This window comes from Pantoea sp. BJ2 (genome assembly GCF_040255075.1).
GTDB classification, from domain to species: Bacteria; Pseudomonadota; Gammaproteobacteria; order Enterobacterales; family Enterobacteriaceae; genus Pantoea; species Pantoea leporis.
Map to the genome: position 1 here is coordinate 4,188,302 of NZ_CP158292.1, position 21,365 is coordinate 4,209,666.

19 protein-coding genes are annotated in these 21,365 nt (G+C 54.2%); 18 read left to right on the forward strand and 1 reads right to left on the reverse strand.

Features of this window, described 5'->3' with window-relative positions; translation table 11 throughout:
* Positions 1 to 80 precede the first annotated feature (80 nt).
* Together qseB and qseC are read left to right on the forward strand one after the other, a co-directional pair.
* On the forward strand, positions 81 to 743 hold the full coding sequence (gene qseB / locus AAF463_RS19475; protein WP_101763920.1) for a quorum sensing response regulator transcription factor QseB: 663 nt from the start codon (positions 81 to 83) through the stop codon (positions 741 to 743).
* Positions 740 to 2,071: a quorum sensing histidine kinase QseC gene (gene qseC, locus AAF463_RS19480; RefSeq protein ID WP_350261309.1), complete on the forward strand. Its 1,332-nt coding sequence runs from the start codon at positions 740 to 742 to the stop codon at positions 2,069 to 2,071. Before qseB ends, qseC begins: the two co-directional genes overlap by 4 nt.
* An 11-nt stretch (positions 2,072 to 2,082) precedes the next feature.
* Here the strand turns inward: qseC and kup are convergent, their stop codons facing one another.
* Positions 2,083 to 3,951, reverse strand: a complete 1,869-nt coding sequence (kup, locus tag AAF463_RS19485) for a low affinity potassium transporter Kup (protein WP_101763918.1) — start codon at positions 3,949 to 3,951, stop codon at positions 2,083 to 2,085.
* Between the two features lie 297 nt (positions 3,952 to 4,248).
* Between kup and ravA the strand changes: the two genes are divergently transcribed.
* The 16 genes from ravA (at position 4,249) to AAF463_RS19565 (ending at position 21,272) form a co-directional block, all read left to right on the forward strand.
* Positions 4,249 to 5,745 (forward strand): ATPase RavA, encoded by a 1,497-nt coding sequence (ravA, locus tag AAF463_RS19490; RefSeq protein WP_101763937.1) that lies wholly within the window; start codon positions 4,249 to 4,251, stop codon positions 5,743 to 5,745.
* The gene (viaA, locus tag AAF463_RS19495; RefSeq protein ID WP_350261310.1) at positions 5,742 to 7,202 is read left to right on the forward strand and encodes an ATPase RavA stimulator ViaA; all 1,461 of its coding nucleotides are present in this window, start codon (positions 5,742 to 5,744) and stop codon (positions 7,200 to 7,202) included. The genes ravA and viaA overlap by 4 nt, the downstream gene beginning before the upstream one ends.
* A 67-nt stretch (positions 7,203 to 7,269) precedes the next feature.
* Complete coding sequence (gene ovoA, locus AAF463_RS19500; RefSeq protein ID WP_350261311.1) at positions 7,270 to 9,396, forward strand: 5-histidylcysteine sulfoxide synthase; 2,127 nt, start codon at positions 7,270 to 7,272, stop codon at positions 9,394 to 9,396.
* Positions 9,397 to 9,502: 106 nt separating this feature from the next.
* Positions 9,503 to 9,964 (forward strand): transcriptional regulator AsnC, encoded by a 462-nt coding sequence (gene asnC / locus AAF463_RS19505; protein ID WP_008106733.1) that lies wholly within the window; start codon positions 9,503 to 9,505, stop codon positions 9,962 to 9,964.
* Positions 9,965 to 10,118: 154 nt separating this feature from the next.
* A complete protein-coding gene (mioC, locus tag AAF463_RS19510) occupies positions 10,119 to 10,559 on the forward strand; it encodes an FMN-binding protein MioC (RefSeq protein ID WP_350261312.1) in 441 nt (146 codons plus the stop codon).
* Positions 10,560 to 11,001: 442 nt separating this feature from the next.
* Complete coding sequence (gene mnmG / locus AAF463_RS19515) at positions 11,002 to 12,891, forward strand: tRNA uridine-5-carboxymethylaminomethyl(34) synthesis enzyme MnmG (protein ID WP_101763914.1); 1,890 nt, start codon at positions 11,002 to 11,004, stop codon at positions 12,889 to 12,891.
* Between the two features lie 47 nt (positions 12,892 to 12,938).
* Entirely contained in the window at positions 12,939 to 13,556 is a 618-nt protein-coding gene (rsmG, locus tag AAF463_RS19520) for a 16S rRNA (guanine(527)-N(7))-methyltransferase RsmG (RefSeq protein WP_110868235.1), read from the forward strand.
* Between the two features lie 713 nt (positions 13,557 to 14,269).
* Positions 14,270 to 14,650, forward strand: a complete 381-nt coding sequence (gene atpI / locus AAF463_RS19525; protein WP_222185617.1) for a F0F1 ATP synthase subunit I — start codon at positions 14,270 to 14,272, stop codon at positions 14,648 to 14,650.
* An 8-nt stretch (positions 14,651 to 14,658) separates the two neighbouring features.
* Complete coding sequence (gene atpB / locus AAF463_RS19530) at positions 14,659 to 15,477, forward strand: F0F1 ATP synthase subunit A (protein ID WP_007893608.1); 819 nt, start codon at positions 14,659 to 14,661, stop codon at positions 15,475 to 15,477.
* Positions 15,478 to 15,526: 49 nt separating this feature from the next.
* Positions 15,527 to 15,766 carry a F0F1 ATP synthase subunit C gene (gene atpE, locus AAF463_RS19535; RefSeq protein ID WP_003849523.1) on the forward strand — a complete coding sequence of 80 codons (240 nt, stop codon included), beginning with the start codon at positions 15,527 to 15,529 and terminating at the stop codon, positions 15,764 to 15,766.
* A gap of 107 nt (positions 15,767 to 15,873) precedes the next feature.
* A complete protein-coding gene (gene atpF, locus AAF463_RS19540) occupies positions 15,874 to 16,344 on the forward strand; it encodes a F0F1 ATP synthase subunit B (RefSeq protein ID WP_007893603.1) in 471 nt (156 codons plus the stop codon).
* Between the two features lie 14 nt (positions 16,345 to 16,358).
* Positions 16,359 to 16,892, forward strand: coding sequence for a F0F1 ATP synthase subunit delta (atpH, locus tag AAF463_RS19545; protein WP_008106723.1), 534 nt, complete (start codon positions 16,359 to 16,361; stop codon positions 16,890 to 16,892).
* 14 nt (positions 16,893 to 16,906) lie between these two features.
* Entirely contained in the window at positions 16,907 to 18,448 is a 1,542-nt protein-coding gene (atpA, locus tag AAF463_RS19550) for a F0F1 ATP synthase subunit alpha (RefSeq protein ID WP_008106721.1), read from the forward strand.
* Between the two features lie 52 nt (positions 18,449 to 18,500).
* Positions 18,501 to 19,367, forward strand: coding sequence for a F0F1 ATP synthase subunit gamma (gene atpG / locus AAF463_RS19555; RefSeq protein ID WP_101763910.1), 867 nt, complete (start codon positions 18,501 to 18,503; stop codon positions 19,365 to 19,367).
* 63 nt (positions 19,368 to 19,430) lie between these two features.
* Complete coding sequence (gene atpD / locus AAF463_RS19560; RefSeq protein WP_008106718.1) at positions 19,431 to 20,828, forward strand: F0F1 ATP synthase subunit beta; 1,398 nt, start codon at positions 19,431 to 19,433, stop codon at positions 20,826 to 20,828.
* A gap of 24 nt (positions 20,829 to 20,852) precedes the next feature.
* Positions 20,853 to 21,272, forward strand: a complete 420-nt coding sequence (locus tag AAF463_RS19565) for a F0F1 ATP synthase subunit epsilon (protein ID WP_008106717.1) — start codon at positions 20,853 to 20,855, stop codon at positions 21,270 to 21,272.
* The last annotated feature ends 93 nt before the right edge of the window (positions 21,273 to 21,365 follow it).

The window sequence follows — 21,365 nt, forward strand, 5'->3', positions numbered from 1 at the left end:
AAAATAGTCTATTTGCCGGGATTTTCGCTGTACAAGAGCAATTGTGCTTCGTATAACTCCGCTTAACAGAAGGAGAGTTGATGCGCATTTTATTGATTGAAGATGACACGCTGATTGGCGACGGTTTGAAAGTCGGGTTGACCAAACTCGGTTTCAGCGTGGATTGGTTTGTCTCCGGCGAAGCCGGATTTCAGGCGTTGACCGCCGCGCCCTGGGACGCAGTGGTGCTGGATCTGTCGCTGCCCGAACGCGATGGTCTGGATATCCTGCGTCAGTGGCGCCAGCAAGGACACGATGTGCCGGTGCTGATTCTCACCGCGCGCGATGCGCTCGATCAGCGCGTACAGGGATTGCAACTCGGCGCCGACGATTACCTGTGCAAGCCGTTTGCATTAACAGAAGTGGCGGCACGCTTGCAGGCGTTGATCCGTCGCCGTCATGGGCAACTGCAGCCGGAACTGAAACACGGCAACGTGGTAATGGCGCCCGGCAGCCACAGCGTGCTGTGCGATGGCGAAGCCGTCAGCCTGAAGAGCCGCGAACTGGCGCTGCTGGAACTGTTTCTGCGTAATCCTGGCCGCGTGCTGACGCGCAGTCAGCTGGAGGAGAAGCTCTACAGCTGGGATGAAGATGTCTCCAGCAATGCGGTGGAAGTGCACATTCATCATCTGCGCAAGAAACTCGGCAGCCAGTTTATTCGTACCGTACACGGCGTCGGTTATACGCTGGGAGCGGCGGAATGAGTCTGTTTCTGCGCCTCGCCATCGGCTTTGTGCTGCTGATTATAGTGTGCGGCGGCCTGGCCGGCCTCAGCGCCTGGCATCAAACCCGCGATACAGTGAACGAGCTGTTTGATACTCAGCAAATGCTGTTCGCCAAACGGCTGATAGCGCTTGATCCCACCTCACTGCAGGACGTGACGTTGCCGAAAACCAAAGCGATCCTGCGCCATCACCGCGGCGATCAGGATGATGATGCGCTGGCATTTGCCATTTTCAGCGCGGCAGGCCAACCATTGTTGAACGACGGCGAAAACGGCCGCGATCTGCAATTCGATCATCAGCGCGATGGCTTTGTTGATGGACGACTGCGCGGCGATAAAGACAGCTGGCGCCTGGTGTGGCTCACCTCCGAGGATAAGCGCTATCGCGTGGTGGTCGGGCAAGAATGGGAATACCGCGAAGATATGACGCGCGACCTGGCGCTCAGCAGCCTGCTGCCGTGGCTGATTGCCATGCCCTTTATGTTGCTGCTGCTGCTGGCGCTGGTGTGGTTCGAGCTGCGCCCGTTGAAACGCCTCACGCTTTCCCTGCATCAGCGTGCGCCGGATGATGCCACGCCATTGCCGGACACGCGCTTGCCTAAAGAGGTGAAGCCGCTGGTGGTGGCACTTAACGGTTTGTTCAGTCGTATGGCGCATCTGGTGCAGCGTGAACGTCGTTTTACCTCCGATGCCGCCCATGAATTGCGCAGCCCGCTGGCGGCGCTGCGCGTGCAGAGTGAAGTGATTCAGTTGGCTGATGATGATGAGGCGATGCGCAAACGCGCCATTCAGCAACTGGATAGCGGCATCGTGCGCGCCACGCGTCTGGTGGATCAGCTCTTAACGCTGTCACGCGTGGAAGCAGACGATCTGCGCAGCGAGTTTCAACCGGTGGCGCTGGCGCCGCTGCTGCAAAACCTGCTGGCGGAGCACTTCCCGCAGGCAGAACAACAAACCACAGCTTTGCAGTTCACCAGCCATGCCGAACCGGTGATGAACGGTCATCCGCTGTTACTGGGGTTGATGGTGCGCAATCTGCTGGATAACGCGCTGCGCTATTCGCCGTCGGGCAGCACTATTGATGTGCAGCTCAATGCTCGCGCCATTACCGTTGATGATAACGGGCCTGGCGTCAGTGATGAGCAGTTGGCAAGGTTGGGTGAACGCTTCTGGCGACCGCCGGGTCAGGCGCAAACCGGCAGCGGATTAGGGCTTTCCATCGTGAAGAATATTGCCCAGCTGCACGGCGTAAGATTACAGTTCAGCCAGCGCGCCAGCGGAGGATTGCGCGTCACCTTGAGTTGGTGACGCGCACAACATTAAATCTCGACCTGGGTTCCCAACTCGATCACGCGGTTCGGTGGGATTTCAAACTGATCCGGCGCGCGCAGCGCATTGCGTTGCAGCGCGAGGAACAGCTTGCCACGCAGGCGCAGATACCACGGACGATCGCCGATAATCAGCGATTCATGCGACATAAAGAAGGAGGTTTCCATCATGCGGCAGTTCAGGCCTTCAAGACCGCAGCGGTGGAAAATCTCTTCGACGTTTGGCGTTTCGCGCCAGCCGTAACTCGCCACCACGCGCCAGAAAGTCGGCGACAACTGTTCGATGGTCACACGACGGACGTTGTGCACGTAAGGCGCATCTTCCGTACGCAGCGTCAGCAGCACTACGCGCTCGTGCAACACTTTGTTGTGCTTGAGGTTATGCAGCATGGCAAACGGAATCACATTCAGCGCACGCGACATATACACCGCGGTGCCCGGCACGCGTACCGGCGGCGATTTCTCCAGCGACGCAATCATCGCTTCCAGTGAATTGCCGTGCTCATGCATACGACGCAGCAGACGGAAACGCTCGCTTTTCCAGGTAGTCATGATGATGAACATCATCAGCGCCAGCGTCAGCGGCAGCCAACCGCCGGAGAACACCTTGATCAGGTTGGCGGAGAACAGCGACACGTCGATGATCAGCATGGCAATCAGAATCAGCACCACCAGATAGCGGTTCCAGTGCCAGTTTTGAATCGCTACGGTAGAACAGAGAATGGCGGTCAGCACCATGGTGCCGGTGACCGCGATGCCATAAGCCGCCGCCAGATTGCTGGAGTGCTCGAAGCCGACAATCACAATCACCACCGAGAAGTAGAGCAGCCAGTTAATCACCGGAATGTAGATCTGCCCGGACTCCTCTTCTGAGGTGTGCACAATGCGCATCGGCGGCAAATAGCCGAGACGCACTGCCTGACGCGTTAATGAGAACACGCCGGAAATCACCGCTTGCGAGGCGATCACTGTGGCTAAGGTGGCGAGAATCAACATCGGGATCAGCATCCAATCCGGCGCAAGCAGGAAGAACGGGTTTTTGATCGCTTCAGGATGTTTGAGCAGCAGCGCGCCCTGACCAAAGTAGTTGAGCACCAGTGAAGGCAGCACCACGATAAACCAGGCGAGACGAATCGGAAATTTACCGAAGTGGCCCATATCGGCATACAGCGCTTCCACGCCGGTAATCGCCAGCACCACCGCGCCCAGCGCGAAGAAAGAGACACTTTTGTATTGAATAAAGAAGTGCAGCGCCCAGTAAGGATTCATGGCGTGCAGCACGTCAGGATTATTAATGATGCTACGCGCACCCAATACGGCGAGGATGATAAACCACAGCAGCATCACCGGCGCGAACAGCTTACCGACAATGCCGGTGCCGTGCTTCTGAATGACAAACAGCAACGTCAGCACCGCAATCGCCAACGGCACGATGTAGGTATCGAGGCTCGGCGCGGCAATTTCCAGACCTTCTATCGCCGATAGCACCGACACCGCTGGCGTGATCACCACTTCCCCGTAGAAGAAGCTGCCGCCGATCAGGCCCATGATCACCAGTATCGCGGTGGCTCTGGCGCCGGTATTTCGTCCGGCCAGCGACATCAGCGTTAAAATCCCGCCTTCACCGGCGTTATCTGCACGCATCACGTAGCTGATGTACTTCAGCGACACCACCAGAATCAGCAGCCAGAAAATCAGCGACAGGAAGCCAAAAACCGCTTCGCGCTCCACGCCAAATCCAAACTGACCAGAGAGGCATTCACGCAATGTATAGAGTGGGCTGGTACCGATATCGCCATACACCACGCCAATTGCCGCCAGCGTGACTGCCCCAAGGGACTGTTTCTTATCCGAGCTCATAAGTTGTCTTTTGTTGGAGCCGGAGGCGCTTGCCTTCCGCTCAAGCCATCAAAAAGCGCACAGTATGCACATATTCCCAAAAAAACCTACTCTTACAAAGTGTCACCATCGCGTCGGTGACGCGGTTTTTCGCCGAAAATAGCGCCAAAAAACCGTTGGAAGCGGCGAGTTTTCTCGCATCAACCTTCTGAAACAAAAAAGCTGACGGCTATCAACGCAATCGCGCATGATAATCAGTAGAGTATTGCGCTCGCCAGACTATGACGGCACCAGTATCAAAAGGATAATGATGTGATTATGGCTCAACCCCATCTTTTGGCAGAAAGAATTTCTCGCCTGAGCAACGCTCTGGAAAAAGGGCTGTATGAACGCCATCATGCGATCCGCCTCTGTTTGCTGGCTGCCTTAAGTGGCGAAAGTGTGTTTCTGCTCGGGCCGCCGGGCATCGCCAAGAGTCTGATTGCCCGCCGATTGAAATATGCCTTCCAGCACGCCCGCGCATTTGAATACCTGATGACCCGTTTTTCCACCCCCGAAGAGGTGTTTGGCCCGCTGTCGATTCAGGCATTGAAAGATGAAGGGCGTTATCAGCGTCTGACCAAAGGTTATTTGCCGGATGCCGAAATTGTCTTCCTCGACGAAATCTGGAAAGCCGGCCCGGCGATTCTTAATACCTTGCTGACCGCCATCAACGAACGCCGCTTCCGCAATGGCGACAGCGAAGAAAAAATCCCAATGCGCCTGCTGGTTACCGCTTCCAACGAATTGCCGGAAGCCGATAGTGGCCTCGAAGCGCTGTATGACCGCATGTTGATTCGCCTGTGGCTGGATAACGTGCATGAGAAGCAGAACTTCCGCAGCATGCTCACCCACCAGCAGGATGAAAACGACAATCCAGTGGCGGAATCGTTGCGCATCAGCGACGAAGAGTATGAGCAGTGGCAGAAAGGCATCAGCCAGGTCAGTTTGCCGGATCATGTGTTTGAACTGATTTATCAGCTTCGTCAGCAGTTAGAAACGCTGCCGGACGCGCCGTACATTTCCGATCGTCGCTGGAAGAAAGCCATTCACCTGTTGCAGGCTAGCGCCTTTTACAGCGGCCGCGTGGCCATCGCGCCCATCGACTTAGTGCTGCTGAAAGATTGCCTGTGGCATGACGTGGCGTCGATGAAAATGCTGGATCGCGAAATCGATACGCTAATGTCGCAACACGCGTGGCAGCAACAGGCGCTGCTACACAAGCTGCAGCAGATCAAAAGCCGCCGGCTGGCGCTGCAACAGCAGCAAAGCGTGGCGCAAGCGCTGACGCTGGAGAAACACAGCGGCATGTTCAGCCGCAAACCGCACTACGAATTACCCGCCGCCATCACCGATGATCAACTGACGCTAATGCTGCAACAACCGTTGATGCTGCACGACATGCAGGTGACGCACATTCTGATTGGCCGCGAAGCGTTGGATCAGTGGCTGCTGAAGGGCGGTGAAATCCGTGGCAAGCTGAACGGCATCGGCTTTGGTCAGACGCTGGATATGCTGGTGGATACCCATCACTGTTTGACGCTGCGCGATGTCAGCCTGCAATCCACGCGTCTGACGCTGCCGGGCGCCAGCAGCAGCAGCGAGATGCCGCAGGAGATCGCTGATGAATATGACGCGCTGGAAACCCAGCTGCGCGCGCAGCGCACGCTGTTCAGCCAGCATCAGCGCTGTCTGTTCATTAGCGATGACTGGCTGGCACGCATCGAAACCAGCCTGCAGGATGTCGCGGAACAGCTGAAACAGGCGAGAAAATGATCTCACTGGAGACGCTGAGTGCGCTGTTGTCGATTGGCGAAACCGAGTTAATCGAAGAGCTGATTATCGCGCTGCTCGCCTCGCCGCAACTGGCGCTGTTCTTTGAGAAATTTCCCCGCCTGAAACAAGCCATGATGCGCGATCTGCCACGCTGGCGATCGGAGATCGCCGAGCAGATCAAAGTCACGCCGGTGCCAGAAGCGCTGGCGCAGGAGTTTCAGCTGTTTCAACAGATGCAGCTACTCAGCACGCAACATTTCACCCAGCAGTTACCCAACATTATGACGCAGCTGAAAAGCCTGCCGTCGCCGTTCATCGAAGAAGCCAGCAAACTGCTGCTGAATGCTGAAAGCGACCAGCTCAGCAACGCGCAACACACCTTGTTCCTGCAACGCTGGCGCCTCAGCCTGACGCTGCAAACGCTGACGCTGAATGAAACCCTTCTGGAAGAGCAGCGCGAACGCTTGATGGCCGAGCTGCAGCAGCGCATGGCGATCAGCGGTCAGCTGGCGCCGATCCTGACCGATGACGATGAAGCCGCCGCCGGACGCCTGTGGGATTTAAGCAAAGCGCCGCTGCAGCACGGCGATTATGAACTGATCGTGCAGTACGGCGATTTCCTCGCCCAGCAGCCGGAATTGATGAAGCTGGCGCAGCAGCTGGGTCGCAGCCGCGAGGCCAAATCGGTGCCGTCGCAGGATGCGCCGCTGGAAGCGTTTCACCAGCTGGTGCGCGAACCGGATAACGTACCGGAAGAAGTCAGCGGCATTCATCAAAGCGATGATGTGCTGCGTCTGTTGCCACCTGAGCTAGCGGCATTGAGCATTAGCGAGTTAGAGCTGGAGTTTTATCGGCGTTTAGTCGAGAAACGCTTGCTGACTTATCGTCTACAGGGCGATGCGTGGCACGAAAAAATCACCATGAGTCCGGTCAGCCACCAGCAGCATGAAGAGCAACCGCGCGGCCCGTTTATCGTCTGCGTTGATACGTCCGGATCGATGGGCGGTTTCAATGAGCGCTGCGCCAAAGCCTTTTGCCTGGCGCTGCTGAAAGTGGCGCTGGCGGATAAGCGCCGCTGCTACATCATGCTGTTTGCTCATGAAGTGATCGGTTATGAACTCACCGCTGATAACGGCATTGAGCAGGCGATCCGTTTCCTCAGCCAGCGTTTTCGCGGCGGTACCGATCTCGCTGCCTGCCTTGCGGCGGTGGTGAAACGCATGGAAGGCAGCGCGTGGCAGGAAGCGGATGCGGTGATCGTTTCGGATTTTATTGCCCAGCGTTTGCCGGACGACATCGTCAGCACCATTAAGCAGCGTCAGCGCCAACATCAACAGCGCTTCCACGCGGTAGCAATGTCGCTGCATGGCAAACCCGGCATTCTGCGCATCTTCGATCACATCTGGCGCTTCGATACCGGCCTGAAAAGCCGTGTGCTGCGCCGCTGGCAGCGCTAATTCATCTGGCGGAAATGCTAATTTGCTATATTGATAAGTTCGAGCATTTAGCAAACTGGAGCACCTTGTGACGACCGCCCAACTTCCCGCACCGACCCGTACGCTGAAACTTTCCGGCCAACACTCCGAACAAAAACGGGCCGAGCTGCTGGCGTACTTCACCCAAACCTGGGAACTGTATGAAAGCCTGTTTGATTGCCTGGCGGACGAGCGCGCCTGGTTTAACAAAGCCATTTCGCTGCGCCATCCGCTGATCTTCTATTTTGGCCACACCGCAACCTTCTACATTAATAAGCTGATGGCGGGCCGCTACCTCGATCAACGCGTTGACGATCGTATTGAGGCGATGATGGCGATCGGCGTGGATGAGATGAGCTGGGACGATCTCAACGACAGCCATTACGACTGGCCGACCATCGCAGAAGTGCGCGACTATCGTGGCAAAGTGAAAAGCCTGGTGAGTGAGTTTATTCGCACCATGCCGCTGGAACTGCCGATCGACTGGGACAGCCCGGCGTGGATGGTTTTGATGGGCATCGAACACGAACGTATTCATCTGGAAACCTCCAGCGTGCTGATGCGCCAGTTGCCGATTGAATGGGTTAAGCCGCAGCCGCACTGGCCAGTTTGCCCGCAGGCGCGTCACGATCGTCAATCGGTACCGGAAAATTCTCTGATCGCGATGCCCGGCGGCCGTGTGCAGCAGGGCAAAACCGACGACACTTATGGCTGGGATAACGAATACGGTAGCCAGCAAACCGAACTGAAGCCGTTTAAGGCCAGCAAAATGCTGGTCAGCAATGCTGAGTTTTATCGTTTTATTGCGGCGGACGGTTATAACGATCGCCGCTGGTGGGATGACGAAGGTTGGGGCTGGCGTGAATTTTCCGGTGCGCAGATGCCAACATTTTGGGTCGGTGACGAAAAGCTGCCCGATCAGCTAAAACTGCGCGTGCTGGCCGAAGAAGTGGCGATGCCGTGGGATTGGCCGGCGGAAGTGAATCAACTGGAAGCCGCCGCGTTCTGTCGCTGGCTGGCGGAAGAGACCGGTAAATCTGTTCAGCTTCCCTGCGAAGCCGAATGGGCGCAGCTGCGTGAGCAAGTTGGCGGCGATCAGCCGGACTGGACTGAAGCGCCGGGCAACATCAATCTGGCATATTGGGCTTCCTCCAGCCCGGTCGATCGCTTCGCACAAGGTGAGTTTTACGACATCGTCGGCAACGTCTGGCAGTGGACCACGACGCCAACCAACGGTTTCGAAGGCTTTAAGGTGCATCCGCTCTACGACGATTTCTCCACACCCACCTTTGATGGCAAACATGCGCTGATCAAAGGTGGCAGCTGGATTTCCACCGGCAATGAAGCGCTGAAATCTGCGCGCTACGCTTTCCGTCGTCACTTCTTCCAGCACGCCGGTTTCCGCTATGTCGTTTCTTCCCATGAAGAGAGCATGACGCTCAATCCTTATGAAACCGACAGCATGGTGTCGCAGTATCTCGATTTCCAGTACGGACCGAGCTACTACAACGTACCCAACTACGCGGCTGCGCTGGTGGAAAAACTGCTGCCGCACTGTACTGCGCGGGGTCAGGCGCTGGATATCGGCTGTGCCACCGGGCGGGCCAGCTTTGAACTGGCGCGACACTTCGAGGCAGTAACGGGCATGGATTACTCGGCGCGCTTTATTGATGTTGCGCTGCAGCTGACCTCCGGTGAGGATTTCCGCTATGTGGTGCCCGAAGAGGGCGATCTGGTGGAGTATCGTCAGGTGCGGCTGAAAGAGTTTGGTCTGGAAGCTGAGCAAGCGCAGCGTATTCAGTTTGTGCAGGGCGATGCCTGTAACCTGAAGCCGCAGCCGGACCGTTACGATCTGGTGCTGGCCTCTAACCTGATCGATCGTCTGCGTCAGCCAAAACGTTTCCTGCAGGATGTCACGCCGATGATCCGCTCCGGTGGTTTGCTGGTGCTGTCATCGCCGTATACCTGGCTGGACGATTTCACGCCGAAAGAGAACTGGCTGGGCGGTGTTCGCGAAAATGGTGAAGCGCTGACAACCTATCAGGCGCTGCAGCGTCTGTTACGTGATGCCTTTGACGAAGTGGCACCGCCGCAGGATGTACCCTTTGTGATCCGCGAAACGGCGCGCAAATTCCAGCACACGCAGGCGCAAGTGACCTTCTGGCGTAAGCGCTAAAAAGCAGGCAGACAACGGCATGGCTGTTGTCTGCACCTTGCCTGCACCGCTAATTTGCTGCACATTCTCCTCTATTCATAGAAGAAGAACTCAACGAGGATGGACAATGGCGGAACACCTTCAGCTGGATAACCTGGATCGCGGCATTCTGAATGCGCTGCTACAGAATGCGCGTACCGCCTATGCCGAGCTCGCCAAGCAGTTCAACGTCAGCCCCGGCACCATTCATGTGCGGGTGGAGAAGATGCGTCAGGCGGGTATTATTTTGGGCACGCGCGTGGAGATCGATCCGCGTCAGCTCGGCTTCGATGTGTGCTGCTTTATCGGCATTATCCTTAAAAGCGCGCGCGATTATCCGGCGGCTCTGAGCAAACTCGACGCGCTGGATGAAGTGGTGGAAGCCTGGTATACCACCGGCCACTACAGCATCTTTATCAAAGTGATGTGCCGATCAATCGATGCCTTGCAACAGGTGTTGATCAACAAGATCCAGACCATCGACGAAATTCAGTCCACCGAAACCCTGATCTCCCTGCAAAACCCGATCATGCGCACCATTAAGCCGTAACCCCTCTCTAATCTGTGCACAAACTTATCCCCGGCAGATCGCGCGTATGGCGCGACTTGCCGCCTGATGCTTTCTACTATTAACCCTGTTTTCCACAGGTGGATCACGGCTTGATCACAGCGTACAATGCTCGCCTTTAGTGCGGGAGAGCATCATGGCCGATATTACGTTAATCAGTGGAAGTACCCTTGGCAGCGCCGAATATGTTGCTGAACATCTGGAAGAAAAACTGCAGGAAGCGGGCTTCTCAACCGAGGTGCTGCATGGCCCAGAGCTGGATGAGCTGCAACCGGAAGGGATTTGGCTGATCGTTACCTCCACGCACGGTGCCGGTGAACTGCCTGATAATTTGCTTCCTTTATATGAAGCACTGCAGAAAACAAAACCGGACCTCTCTGGCTTACGTTATGGCGCAGTCGGCATTGGTAATCATGAATACGATCTTTTCTGCGGCGCGATCAAACTGCTGGAAGAGCAATTGAACCAGTTGGGCGCCAAACGCATTGGCGATCGACTGGAGATCGACGTGCTGGAGCATGAGATCCCGGAAGACGCGGCCGAAGTGTGGGTCGCCACATGGAAAACGCAGATTTAAAACGATCTTTAGTGGCTGGGGATCGGGAAAATAGAATGATCCCCAGTTGATTGCGCTGTTTTTTTACCTTAAACCCGCGATCAACTGTGGATAACATGGCCTGTTTCATGCGTATAACCAGTAGTTATCCAAAGAACAACGTCTGTTTCTTTTTTAGGCTGTGCATAAGTAGCCATTTTGATCCCAGCTTATACGGATCAGGATCACCGATCATTCACAGCTAATGATCCTCGCTAATTTGCTGTTTAGCATGAACTTTTTGGGGTTATCAACAGCCGGATGCGATCCTAATAGTAGATCTAACAGAAAGATCATATAAAAGACTTAAGATCCTTTCTTTTAAACCTCGGGATCCCGCGACTTTCGCCGCCGACATTATTTCAGTAGAATCCACCGCCCAGGGCAACGATCCCTGTCCGAAACACTAACGAGGACCCACTTCATGTTTTATCCAGATCCTTTTGACGTCATCGTAATCGGTGGTGGTCATGCGGGCACAGAGGCCGCGATGGCCGCAGCCCGAATGGGTCAGCAAACCCTGTTACTCACCCATAACATTGATACGCTTGGACAAATGTCCTGTAACCCGGCGATCGGTGGCATAGGGAAAGGACATCTGGTGAAGGAAGTGGATGCCTTAGGCGGTTTGATGGCCACGGCAATTGACCAGGCAGGTATCCAGTTTAGGATACTAAACGCGAGTAAAGGCCCCGCCGTTCGCGCCACTCGTGCTCAGGCTGACCGTGTACTGTATCGCCAGGCGGTACGCACCGCATTAGAGAACCAGCCAAACCTGATGATCTTCCAGCAGGCGGTTGACGATCTGATTGTGGAAAACGATCGTGTCGTCGGTGCTGTGACGCAAATGGGCCTGAAGTTCCGCGCCAAAACCGTGGTGCTGACCGTCGGGACCTTCCTCGATGGCAAAATCCACATCGGGCTGGATAACTACAGCGGTGGCCGTGCAGGCGATCCGCCATCAATCCCATTGGCAAAACGCCTGCGTGCACTGCCGCTGCGCGTAAACCGTCTGAAAACCGGTACGCCGCCACGTATCGACGCACGCTCGATTGATTTTTCGGTGCTGACACCGCAGCACGGTGATAATCCGATGCCGGTGTTCTCGTTCATGGGCAAAGTTTCACAACATCCACAACAAGTGCCATGCTGGATCACTTACACCAACGAACAGACGCATGACGTGATCCGCAACAACCTTGATCGCAGCCCGATGTATGCCGGGATCATCGAAGGTATTGGTCCACGTTATTGCCCATCGATCGAAGACAAAGTGATGCGCTTTGCCGATCGTAATGCGCACCAGATCTTCCTGGAGCCGGAAGGCCTGACCAGCAACGAGATCTACCCGAATGGTATCTCCACCAGCCTGCCGTTTGACGTACAGATGCAGATCGTACGTTCGATGAAAGGACTGGAAAATGCGAAGATCATCCGTCCGGGTTACGCCATCGAGTATGATTTCTTCGATCCACGCGATCTCAAACCGACGCTGGAAAGCAAATTTATCCACGGTCTGTTCTTTGCCGGCCAGATCAACGGCACCACTGGCTACGAAGAAGCGGCAGCGCAAGGTTTGCTGGCCGGCCTCAATGCAGCACGCGCTTCCGCCGACAAAGAGGGCTGGGCGCCACGTCGCGATCAGGCTTACCTTGGTGTGCTGGTTGATGATTTGTGCACATTGGGCACGAAAGAGCCGTACCGCATGTTTACATCACGCGCGGAATACCGCCTGATGCTGCGCGAAGACAACGCCGATCTGCGTTTGACCGAAGCCGGTCGCGAACTCGGTCTGGTTGATGATGACCGCTGGGCGCGCTACAACCAGAAACTGGAGGCGATTGAGCAGGAGCGTCAACGCCTGCGCGATCTGTGGGTGCATCCAAAATCGGATAACGTGGCGGAAGTGAACGCGGTGATCAGTGCGCCGCTCACCAAAGAAGCCAGCGGTGAAGATCTGCTGCGTCGTCCAGAGATGACCTATCCGCTGCTGACGTCACTCGCCAGCTACGGTCCGGCACTGTCAGATGAGCAAGCTGCTGAGCAGGTGGAGATTCAGGTGAAATACGAAGGGTACATTGCGCGTCAGCAGGAAGAGATTGATCGCCAGCTGCGCAATGAAAACACCTTGTTGCCTGTCGAGCTCGACTATCGTCAGGTAAATGGCTTGTCGAATGAAGTGATCGCCAAACTCAACGATCACAAACCGACTTCCATCGGCCAAGCTTCTCGTATTTCGGGCATCACGCCTGCCGCAATCTCAATTCTGCTGATTTACCTGAAAAAACAGGGCCTGCTACGTAAAAGCGCCTGATCGATTTTGGGGCGAGGCAACTCGCCCCCGTTAATGGAATTCTCGTTGTGATCAACAAACTCTCCTCGCTGCTAAAAGCGGCAAACATTTCCCTTACCGATCAACAAAAACAGCAGTTGGTTGGCTATGTTGAGTTGCTGCATAAGTGGAATAAGGCCTATAACCTGACATCAGTGCGCGACCCGCAGCAGATGCTGGTACGCCATATTCTCGACAGCGTGGTGGTTGAGCCACATTTGCAGGGCGAACGCTTTATTGATGTCGGCACCGGTCCGGGCTTACCAGGCATTCCGCTGGCCATTGTGCGACCGCAATCGCATTTCACCTTGCTGGATAGCCTCGGCAAACGCGTGCGTTTCCTGCGTCAGGTGCAGCATGAGTTAGGACTTACTAACGTCACGCCGGTGCAGAGCCGCGTTGAAGAGTACCCGTCTGAGCCGCCATTCGACGGTGTTATCAGTCGTGCATTTGCTTCACTCGAGGATATGCTGACCTGGTGTCATCATCTGCCGGGTCCTGAAGGTCGCTTTTATGCCCTGAAAGGTGTGCGTCCGGATGATGAGATTGCTGCATTACCCGCTGGCTTTACGGTGGAAAAAATTCAACCGCTGCAGGTACCCGAGCTGGATGGTGAACGTCATTTGGTGGTGATTACCCGCCAATAGCCTTTTAAACGGTATGGATTTAAGCTGCTTCATGCCGTTTGTCTTAGTTATTGCCCTGAACGAAAAAGCAGCGATTGAACACTTTTAGGTAAAAGCTTTTATTTCGCAGGGCAGGGCGCGCGAGTTAACATCCCCGGCGGAAATTATCCGAAAATCTCTGTTACATTTAACGAATAATTCACATTTCATTATCACGGAGATCACTTTTTTGGGTGTATTTACCCAACCAAATAATCACTGGTGAAAATATAACTTTGCAATAAATTGGCGTACGTAATATCAGTTTTGCGTTTTTATTGCAGCGCATGATGTCAATAGAGTGTTTTTCTCGAAAATCGAAGTGCGACAGTTAAATAAAAAATCTAAATCTCTGATTTATTAGTGTTTTAGTCGATTTTGAAATTCTATAAATCTTGTCTGAAACAAATTCAGTCAGGCATTCCTTGTTTATTATGTGATCTAAAGCACGCTTTAAAAGCAAGTCGGTCGGGCATTTTCAGACTTAAAGTCAGACATTGCCTGAAGACGATGTTTTGAAAAATAGCCCTTCAGAAAGAAATTTAAATAATTGTTCACCTTTTCGCTACTTACCGATTGAAATCGCAGGTGGCGCCCGTATAATTTGCACGGCTTTTGCTGCTTGACTCAAATGAGTAAAGGCAGTCTTATACGACACGCGACATACCCCGTTCGGGGCAGGAGAGTTCAGCGTCATGTCAGTGTCTCTTTACAGTGTGAAATTAGCCCGGGCCGTGCTGATCATTCAGCTGGTGACCTTTGTCACCATCGGTGCGCTCTTTACCCTGAAAGAGGTTACCTGGGGCGCCTCCGCCATCGCGGGTGGCGTGGCAGCCTGGCTGCCGAACGTGTTGTTTATGTTTTTGGCCTGGCGCCTGCAGGATCAAACGCCTGCGAAAGGACGTGTTGCCTGGAGCTTCGCCCTTGGTGAAGTGTTGAAGGTGTTCACAACCGTCATTTTCCTCGCGGTGGCGTTGGGTGTGTTTGGAGCGGTCTTCTGGCCACTCGCAATCACGTGGTTATCGGTGCTGGTGGTGCAGATCGTCGCTCCGGCTGTAATTAACAACAAAGGGTAAGAGGCATCATGGCTGCTGGAGAAATCTCTACTCCGCAAGAATACATAGGTCACCACCTGAATAACCTTCAGTTGGACCTGCGTACTTTCGAGTTGGTGAATCCGCACGACGCTCCCGCGACGTTCTGGGTATTAAATATCGATTCCATGTTTTTCTCTGTGGTGCTGGGACTGATTTTCCTGGTGTTGTTCCGCAAAGTGGCGAAAAGCGCTACCAGCGGTGTTCCAGGGAAATTACAAGCGGCTATCGAACTGGTTGTCGGCTTCGTTGATAACAACGTGCGCGACATGTACCACGGTAAAAGCAAACTTATCGCCCCGCTGGCTCTGACGATTTTCGTCTGGGTCTTCCTGATGAACTTCATGGATCTGCTGCCTATCGATTTGCTGCCGTTTATCGGCGAGCACTATTTAGGCCTGCCGGCGCTGCGCGTCGTGCCGTCTGCAGACGTGAACATCACGCTGTCTATGGCGCTGGGCGTATTTATTTTGATTCTGTTCTACAGCATCAAAATGAAAGGCATTGGCGGCTTCACCAAAGAGTTGACGCTGCAGCCTTTTAATCACCCGATCTTCATCCCCATTAACCTGATTCTTGAAGGTGTTAGCCTGCTGTCCAAGCCTGTTTCACTGGGTCTGCGACTGTTCGGCAACATGTATGCGGGTGAGTTGATCTTTATCCTGATTGCCGGCTTGCTGCCGTGGTGGTCGCAGTGGTTGTTGAATGTGCCTTGGGCCATTTTCCACATCCTGATCATTTCGCTGCAGGCTTTCATTTTCATGGTCCTCACGATCGTCTATCTGTCGATGGCATCTGAAGAACATTGATTTTTATCTCAACACTTAAGCTTTTAACTGAAACAAACTGGAGACTGTCATGGAAAACCTGAATATGGATCTGCTGTACATGGCTGCCGCTGTGATGATGGGCCTGGCGGCAATCGGTGCTGCGATCGGTATCGGCATCCTCGGAGGTAAATTCCTGGAAGGCGCCGCGCGTCAACCGGATCTGATCCCTCTGCTGCGTACGCAGTTCTTTGTTGTAATGGGTCTGGTGGATGCAATCCCGATGATCGCTGTAGGTCTGGGTCTCTACGTGATGTTTGCTGTCGCTTAAACCTGGTAGCCTTGTTCACTCATGGCACCTGGTGTGATGAGGGACGGATTCTGCCGTTTATCTCTGATAGCGGCAGAGCAAGTTAACTTAATAAGAGGCATTGTGCTGTGAACATTAATGCAACAATCCTCGGCCAGGCCATCGCGTTCATTCTGTTTGTCGCGTTCTGCATGAAGTACGTATGGCCGCCGATTATGGCTGCCATCGAAAAGCGCCAGAAAGAAATTGCTGAAGGCCTTGCTTCTGCTGAGCGCGCGAAGAAAGATTTAGATCTCGCGCAGGCCAATGCGACCGACCAGCTGAAAAAAGCGAAAGAAGACGCTCAGGTCATTATCGAGCAGGCGAACAAACGCCGTGCCCAGATTCTGGACGAAGCGAAAACCGAAGCTGAGACTGAACGTAACCGCATCGTGGCGCAGGCGCAGGCAGAAATTGATGCCGAGCGTTCGCGTGCCCGTGAAGAGCTGCGTAAGCAAGTCGCGTTGCTGGCATTAGCTGGCGCCGAGAAAATCATCGAACGTTCCGTGGATGAAGCTGCTAACAGCGACATCGTTGATAAACTGGTCGCTGAACTGTAAGGAGGGAGGGGCTGATGTCTGATCTGATTACTGTAGCTCGCCCCTACGCCAAAGCAGCTTTTGACTTTGCTGTTGAGCATCAAAGCATCGATCGCTGGCAATCCATGCTGGCGTTTGCCGCAGAAGTGGCTCGCAACGAACAGATCGCAGATCTTCTTTCCGGTGCGCTCGCACCGGAAGCTTTGTCTGCTTCTTTCATTGCAGTTTGTGGCGATCAACTTGATGAAAACGCCCAGAACCTGATTAAGGTAATGGCCGAAAACGGACGTTTGACAGCGCTTCCAGCCGTACTGGCTCAGTACATTCAACTGCGTGACGCTTATGAAGCGACAGCCGAAGTTGATGTGATTTCTGCCAGCACGCTGAGTGACAGTCAGCTGACTAAAATCAGCGCCGCGATGGAAAAACGTCTGTCACGTAAAGTTAAGCTGAATTGCAAAATTGATAAGTCTGTAATGGCAGGTGTGGTTATCCGTGCGGGTGACCTGGTCATTGATGGCAGCGTACGCGGCCGTCTTGATCGTCTGGCAGACGTCTTGCAGTCTTAAGGGGACTGGAGCATATGCAACTGAATTCCACCGAAATCAGCGAACTGATCAAGCAGCGCATTGCTCAGTTCAATGTCGTGAGTGAAGCTCACAACGAAGGTACTATTGTTTCTGTAAGTGACGGTATAATCCGCGTACACGGCCTGGCCGATGTCATGCAGGGTGAGATGATTGCCCTGCCGGGCAACCGTTACGCTATCGCACTGAACCTCGAGCGTGACTCGGTTGGTGCAGTAGTGATGGGCCCGTATGCTGACCTCGCGGAAGGCATGAAAGTAAAATGTACGGGTCGTATTTTAGAAGTTCCAGTTGGCCGTGGCCTGCTGGGCCGTGTGGTGAACACCCTGGGTGCACCGATCGACGGTAAAGGCGCAATCGAAAACGACGGCTTCTCGCCTGTTGAAGTGATTGCACCGGGCGTTATCGACCGTCAGTCTGTAGACCAGCCTGTTCAGACCGGTTACAAATCTGTCGATGCGATGATTCCAATCGGCCGTGGCCAGCGTGAGCTGATCATCGGTGACCGTCAGACCGGTAAAACTGCAATGGCAATCGACGCCATCATCAACCAGCGCGATTCAGGCATCAAGTGTGTCTACGTTGCGATTGGTCAGAAAGCGTCAACCATTTCTAACGTAGTACGCAAACTGGAAGAGCACGGCGCGCTGGCTAACACCATCGTGGTTGTCGCTTCTGCTTCTGAATCTGCAGCACTGCAGTACCTGTCACCGTACGCCGGTTGTGCGATGGGTGAGTACTTCCGTGACCGCGGTGAAGATGCACTGATCGTGTACGATGACCTGTCTAAGCAGGCTGTTGCTTACCGTCAGATTTCTCTGCTGCTGCGCCGTCCACCAGGTCGTGAAGCATTCCCTGGTGACGTGTTCTATCTCCACTCTCGTCTGCTGGAGCGTGCATCACGCGTTAGCGCTGACTACGTTGAGCGCTTCACCAACGGTGAAGTGAAAGGCCAGACCGGTTCTCTGACCGCACTGCCAATCATCGAAACTCAGGCGGGTGACGTTTCTGCGTTCGTTCCGACCAACGTAATCTCGATTACTGATGGTCAGATCTTCCTGGAATCTAACCTGTTCAACTCCGGTATTCGTCCAGCCGTTAACCCGGGTATTTCGGTATCCCGTGTTGGTGGTGCTGCACAGACTAAGATCATCAAGAAACTGTCCGGTGGTATTCGTACCGCGCTGGCACAGTATCGTGAACTGGCTGCGTTCTCTCAGTTCGCTTCCGATCTGGACGATGCAACGCGTAAACAGCTGAGCCACGGTCAGAAAGTGACTGAGCTGCTGAAACAGAAACAGTATGCGCCGATGTCAGTTGCGCAACAGGGTCTGGTGCTGTTTGCTGCTGAGCGCGGCTATCTGAACGATGTTGAACTGGCGAAAGTCGGCAGCTTCGAAGCCGCTTTGCTGGCGTTCGCGGATCGCGATCACGCTGAGCTGATGGCTGAAATCAACCAAGCGGGTAACTTCAATAACGAAATCGAAGAGAAGCTGAAAGGCCTCCTCGAAACGTTTAAAGCAACCCAGTCCTGGTAATGTCTGGCGGCTTGTCTGAAAAGGCAGGCCGCAAGGCTTTGAGGAGAAGCTAATGGCCGGCGCAAAAGAAATACGTAGTAAGATCGGAAGCGTAAAAAATACGCAGAAGATCACCAAAGCGATGGAAATGGTCGCCGCCTCCAAAATGCGTAAAACGCAGGAACGCATGGCGGCCAGCCGTCCGTATGCAGATACCATGCGCAAAGTGATTGGTCACCTTGCCTTGGGTAATCTGGAATACAAGCACCCTTACCTGGATGAGCGTGACGTTAAGCGCGTCGGCTACCTGGTCGTTTCGACTGACCGCGGGCTTTGTGGTGGTTTGAACATTAACCTGTTCAAAAAATTGCTGGCAGATATGAAAAGCTGGGCGGATAAAGGCGTACAGAGCGATCTGGCTGTTATCGGTTCGAAAGGCAATTCATTCTTCGGCTCTGTAGGTGGCAACATCGTGGCACAAGTCACCGGTATGGGCGATAAGCCTGCACTGTCTGATTTGATCGGCCCGGTAAAAGTGATGTTGCAGGCCTACGATGAAGGTCGCATCGACAAGCTGTATATCGTTGCCAACAAGTTTAACAACACCATGTCTCAGACTCCGACCATTACCCAACTGCTGCCGTTACCGCCAGCGGAAGGTGAAGAAGAGATGAAGGCGAAGACCTGGGATTACCTGTACGAACCCGATCCGAAAGCGCTGCTGGATACCCTGCTGCGTCGTTACGTCGAATCGCAGGTTTATCAGGGTGTGGTGGAAAACCTGGCCAGTGAGCAGGCCGCACGTATGGTTGCAATGAAAGCTGCAACCGATAACGGCGGAAACCTGATCAAAGAGCTGCAGTTGGTTTACAACAAAGCTCGTCAGGCCAGCATCACCCAGGAACTTACCGAGATCGTCTCGGGAGCCTCCGCGGTTTAACCAGGCATATATCCTGTCGCGCGAGCGCGGCTGGGTATTTTCGTATTAGGTAGAGGATTCAAGATGGCAGCTGGAAAGATTGTCCAGATTATCGGCGCCGTAGTTGACGTCGAATTCCCTCAGGACGCGGTACCGCAGGTATACAGCGCTCTCGAGGTGAAAAATGGTGATGCTCGTCTGGTGCTGGAAGTTCAGCAGCAGCTGGGTGGTGGCGTGGTTCGTACCATCGCCATGGGTACTTCTGACGGCCTGAAGCGCGGTCTGGAAGTTACCGACCTGAAAAAACCTATCCAGGTTCCGGTTGGTAAAGCAACCCTCGGCCGTATCATGAACGTATTGGGTGAGCCAATCGACATGAAAGGCGACCTGCAGAATGACGACGGCACTGTAGTAGAGGTTTCCTCTATTCACCGTGCAGCACCTTCGTATGAAGATCAGTCTAACTCGCAGGAACTGCTGGAAACCGGCATCAAGGTTATCGACCTGATGTGTCCGTTCGCTAAGGGCGGTAAAGTCGGTCTGTTCGGTGGTGCGGGTGTAGGTAAAACCGTAAACATGATGGAGCTGATCCGTAACATCGCGGCTGAGCACTCAGGTTATTCGGTATTTGCTGGTGTGGGTGAGCGTACTCGTGAGGGTAACGACTTCTACCACGAAATGACTGACTCCAACGTTATCGATAAAGTAGCGCTGGTGTATGGCCAGATGAACGAGCCGCCGGGTAACCGTCTGCGCGTAGCACTGACCGGTTTGACCATGGCGGAAAAATTCCGTGATGAAGGCCGTGACGTTCTGCTGTTCATCGACAACATCTATCGTTACACCCTGGCCGGTACTGAAGTATCAGCACTGCTGGGTCGTATGCCATCTGCGGTAGGCTATCAGCCAACGCTGGCAGAAGAGATGGGTGTGTTGCAGGAGCGTATTACCTCCACGAAGACCGGTTCAATCACCTCTGTACAGGCCGTTTACGTTCCTGCGGATGACTTGACTGACCCGTCACCAGCAACCACCTTTGCTCACTTAGACTCAACCGTTACGCTGAGCCGTCAGATCGCCTCTCTGGGTATCTACCCAGCCGTTGACCCGCTGGATTCTACCAGCCGTCAGCTGGATCCACTGATCGTGGGTCAGGAGCACTATGACGTTGCGCGTGGCGTGCAGTCTCTGCTGCAGCGTTACCAGGAACTGAAAGACATCATCGCTATCCTGGGTATGGACGAGCTGTCTGAAGAAGACAAGCTGCTGGTGGCACGTGCGCGTAAGATTCAGCGCTTCCTGTCTCAGCCGTTCTTCGTTGCTGAAGTCTTCACCGGTTCTCCAGGTAAGTACGTCACCCTGAAAGACACCATCCGTGGCTTCAAAGGCATCATGGAAGGCGAATTCGACCACCTGCCAGAGCAGGCGTTCTACATGGTCGGCGCTATCGAAGAAGCCGTAGAAAAAGCGAAGAAACTGTAATTTAGGTTTCCCAGGAGGAATGGTATGGCTATGACTTATCATCTGGACGTGGTCAGCGCGGAGCAACAAATGTTCTCCGGTCTGGTCGAGCGTATCCAGGTGTCAGGTAGCGAAGGTGAGCTGGGGATTCGTCCTGGCCACGCCCCGCTGCTGACAGCCATCAAGCCTGGTATGATTCACATCGTGAAACAGCACGGCGAAGAGGAGTTTATTTACCTCTCTGGCGGCGTGCTGGAAGTTCAGCCTGGCAGCACCACCGTTCTGGCCGACACCGCGATTCGCGGTGAAGACCTCGACGAAGCGCGCGCGCTGGAAGCGAAACGTAAAGCGGAAGAGCACATGAACAGCAGCCACGGCGACGTGGACTATGCTCAGGCTTCTGCGGAACTGGCGAAAGCCATCGCGAAACTGCGTGTCATCGAGCTGACTAAAAAAGCGATGTAATCAGGCTTTATGCGTCACGAAATGCCAGCCCTTTGGGTTGGCATTTTTTTTGCCCAAAATTTGCCGCCTGGCGCTGAGCCCGGCTAATTTCGA

Coding starts and splice junctions, on each gene's coding strand:
- qseB (WP_101763920.1), top strand. CDS start 81: ATGCGCATTTTATTGATTGAAGATGACACGCTGATTGGCGACGGTTTG.
- qseC (WP_350261309.1), top strand. CDS start 740: ATGAGTCTGTTTCTGCGCCTCGCCATCGGCTTTGTGCTGCTGATTATA.
- kup (WP_101763918.1), bottom strand. CDS start 3,951: ATGAGCTCGGATAAGAAACAGTCCCTTGGGGCAGTCACGCTGGCGGCA.
- ravA (WP_101763937.1), top strand. CDS start 4,249: ATGGCTCAACCCCATCTTTTGGCAGAAAGAATTTCTCGCCTGAGCAAC.
- viaA (WP_350261310.1), top strand. CDS start 5,742: ATGATCTCACTGGAGACGCTGAGTGCGCTGTTGTCGATTGGCGAAACC.
- asnC (WP_008106733.1), top strand. CDS start 9,503: ATGGCGGAACACCTTCAGCTGGATAACCTGGATCGCGGCATTCTGAAT.
- mioC (WP_350261312.1), top strand. CDS start 10,119: ATGGCCGATATTACGTTAATCAGTGGAAGTACCCTTGGCAGCGCCGAA.
- mnmG (WP_101763914.1), top strand. CDS start 11,002: ATGTTTTATCCAGATCCTTTTGACGTCATCGTAATCGGTGGTGGTCAT.
- atpI (WP_222185617.1), top strand. CDS start 14,270: ATGTCAGTGTCTCTTTACAGTGTGAAATTAGCCCGGGCCGTGCTGATC.
- atpB (WP_007893608.1), top strand. CDS start 14,659: ATGGCTGCTGGAGAAATCTCTACTCCGCAAGAATACATAGGTCACCAC.
- atpE (WP_003849523.1), top strand. CDS start 15,527: ATGGAAAACCTGAATATGGATCTGCTGTACATGGCTGCCGCTGTGATG.
- atpH (WP_008106723.1), top strand. CDS start 16,359: ATGTCTGATCTGATTACTGTAGCTCGCCCCTACGCCAAAGCAGCTTTT.
- atpA (WP_008106721.1), top strand. CDS start 16,907: ATGCAACTGAATTCCACCGAAATCAGCGAACTGATCAAGCAGCGCATT.
- atpG (WP_101763910.1), top strand. CDS start 18,501: ATGGCCGGCGCAAAAGAAATACGTAGTAAGATCGGAAGCGTAAAAAAT.
- atpD (WP_008106718.1), top strand. CDS start 19,431: ATGGCAGCTGGAAAGATTGTCCAGATTATCGGCGCCGTAGTTGACGTC.
- AAF463_RS19565 (WP_008106717.1), top strand. CDS start 20,853: ATGGCTATGACTTATCATCTGGACGTGGTCAGCGCGGAGCAACAAATG.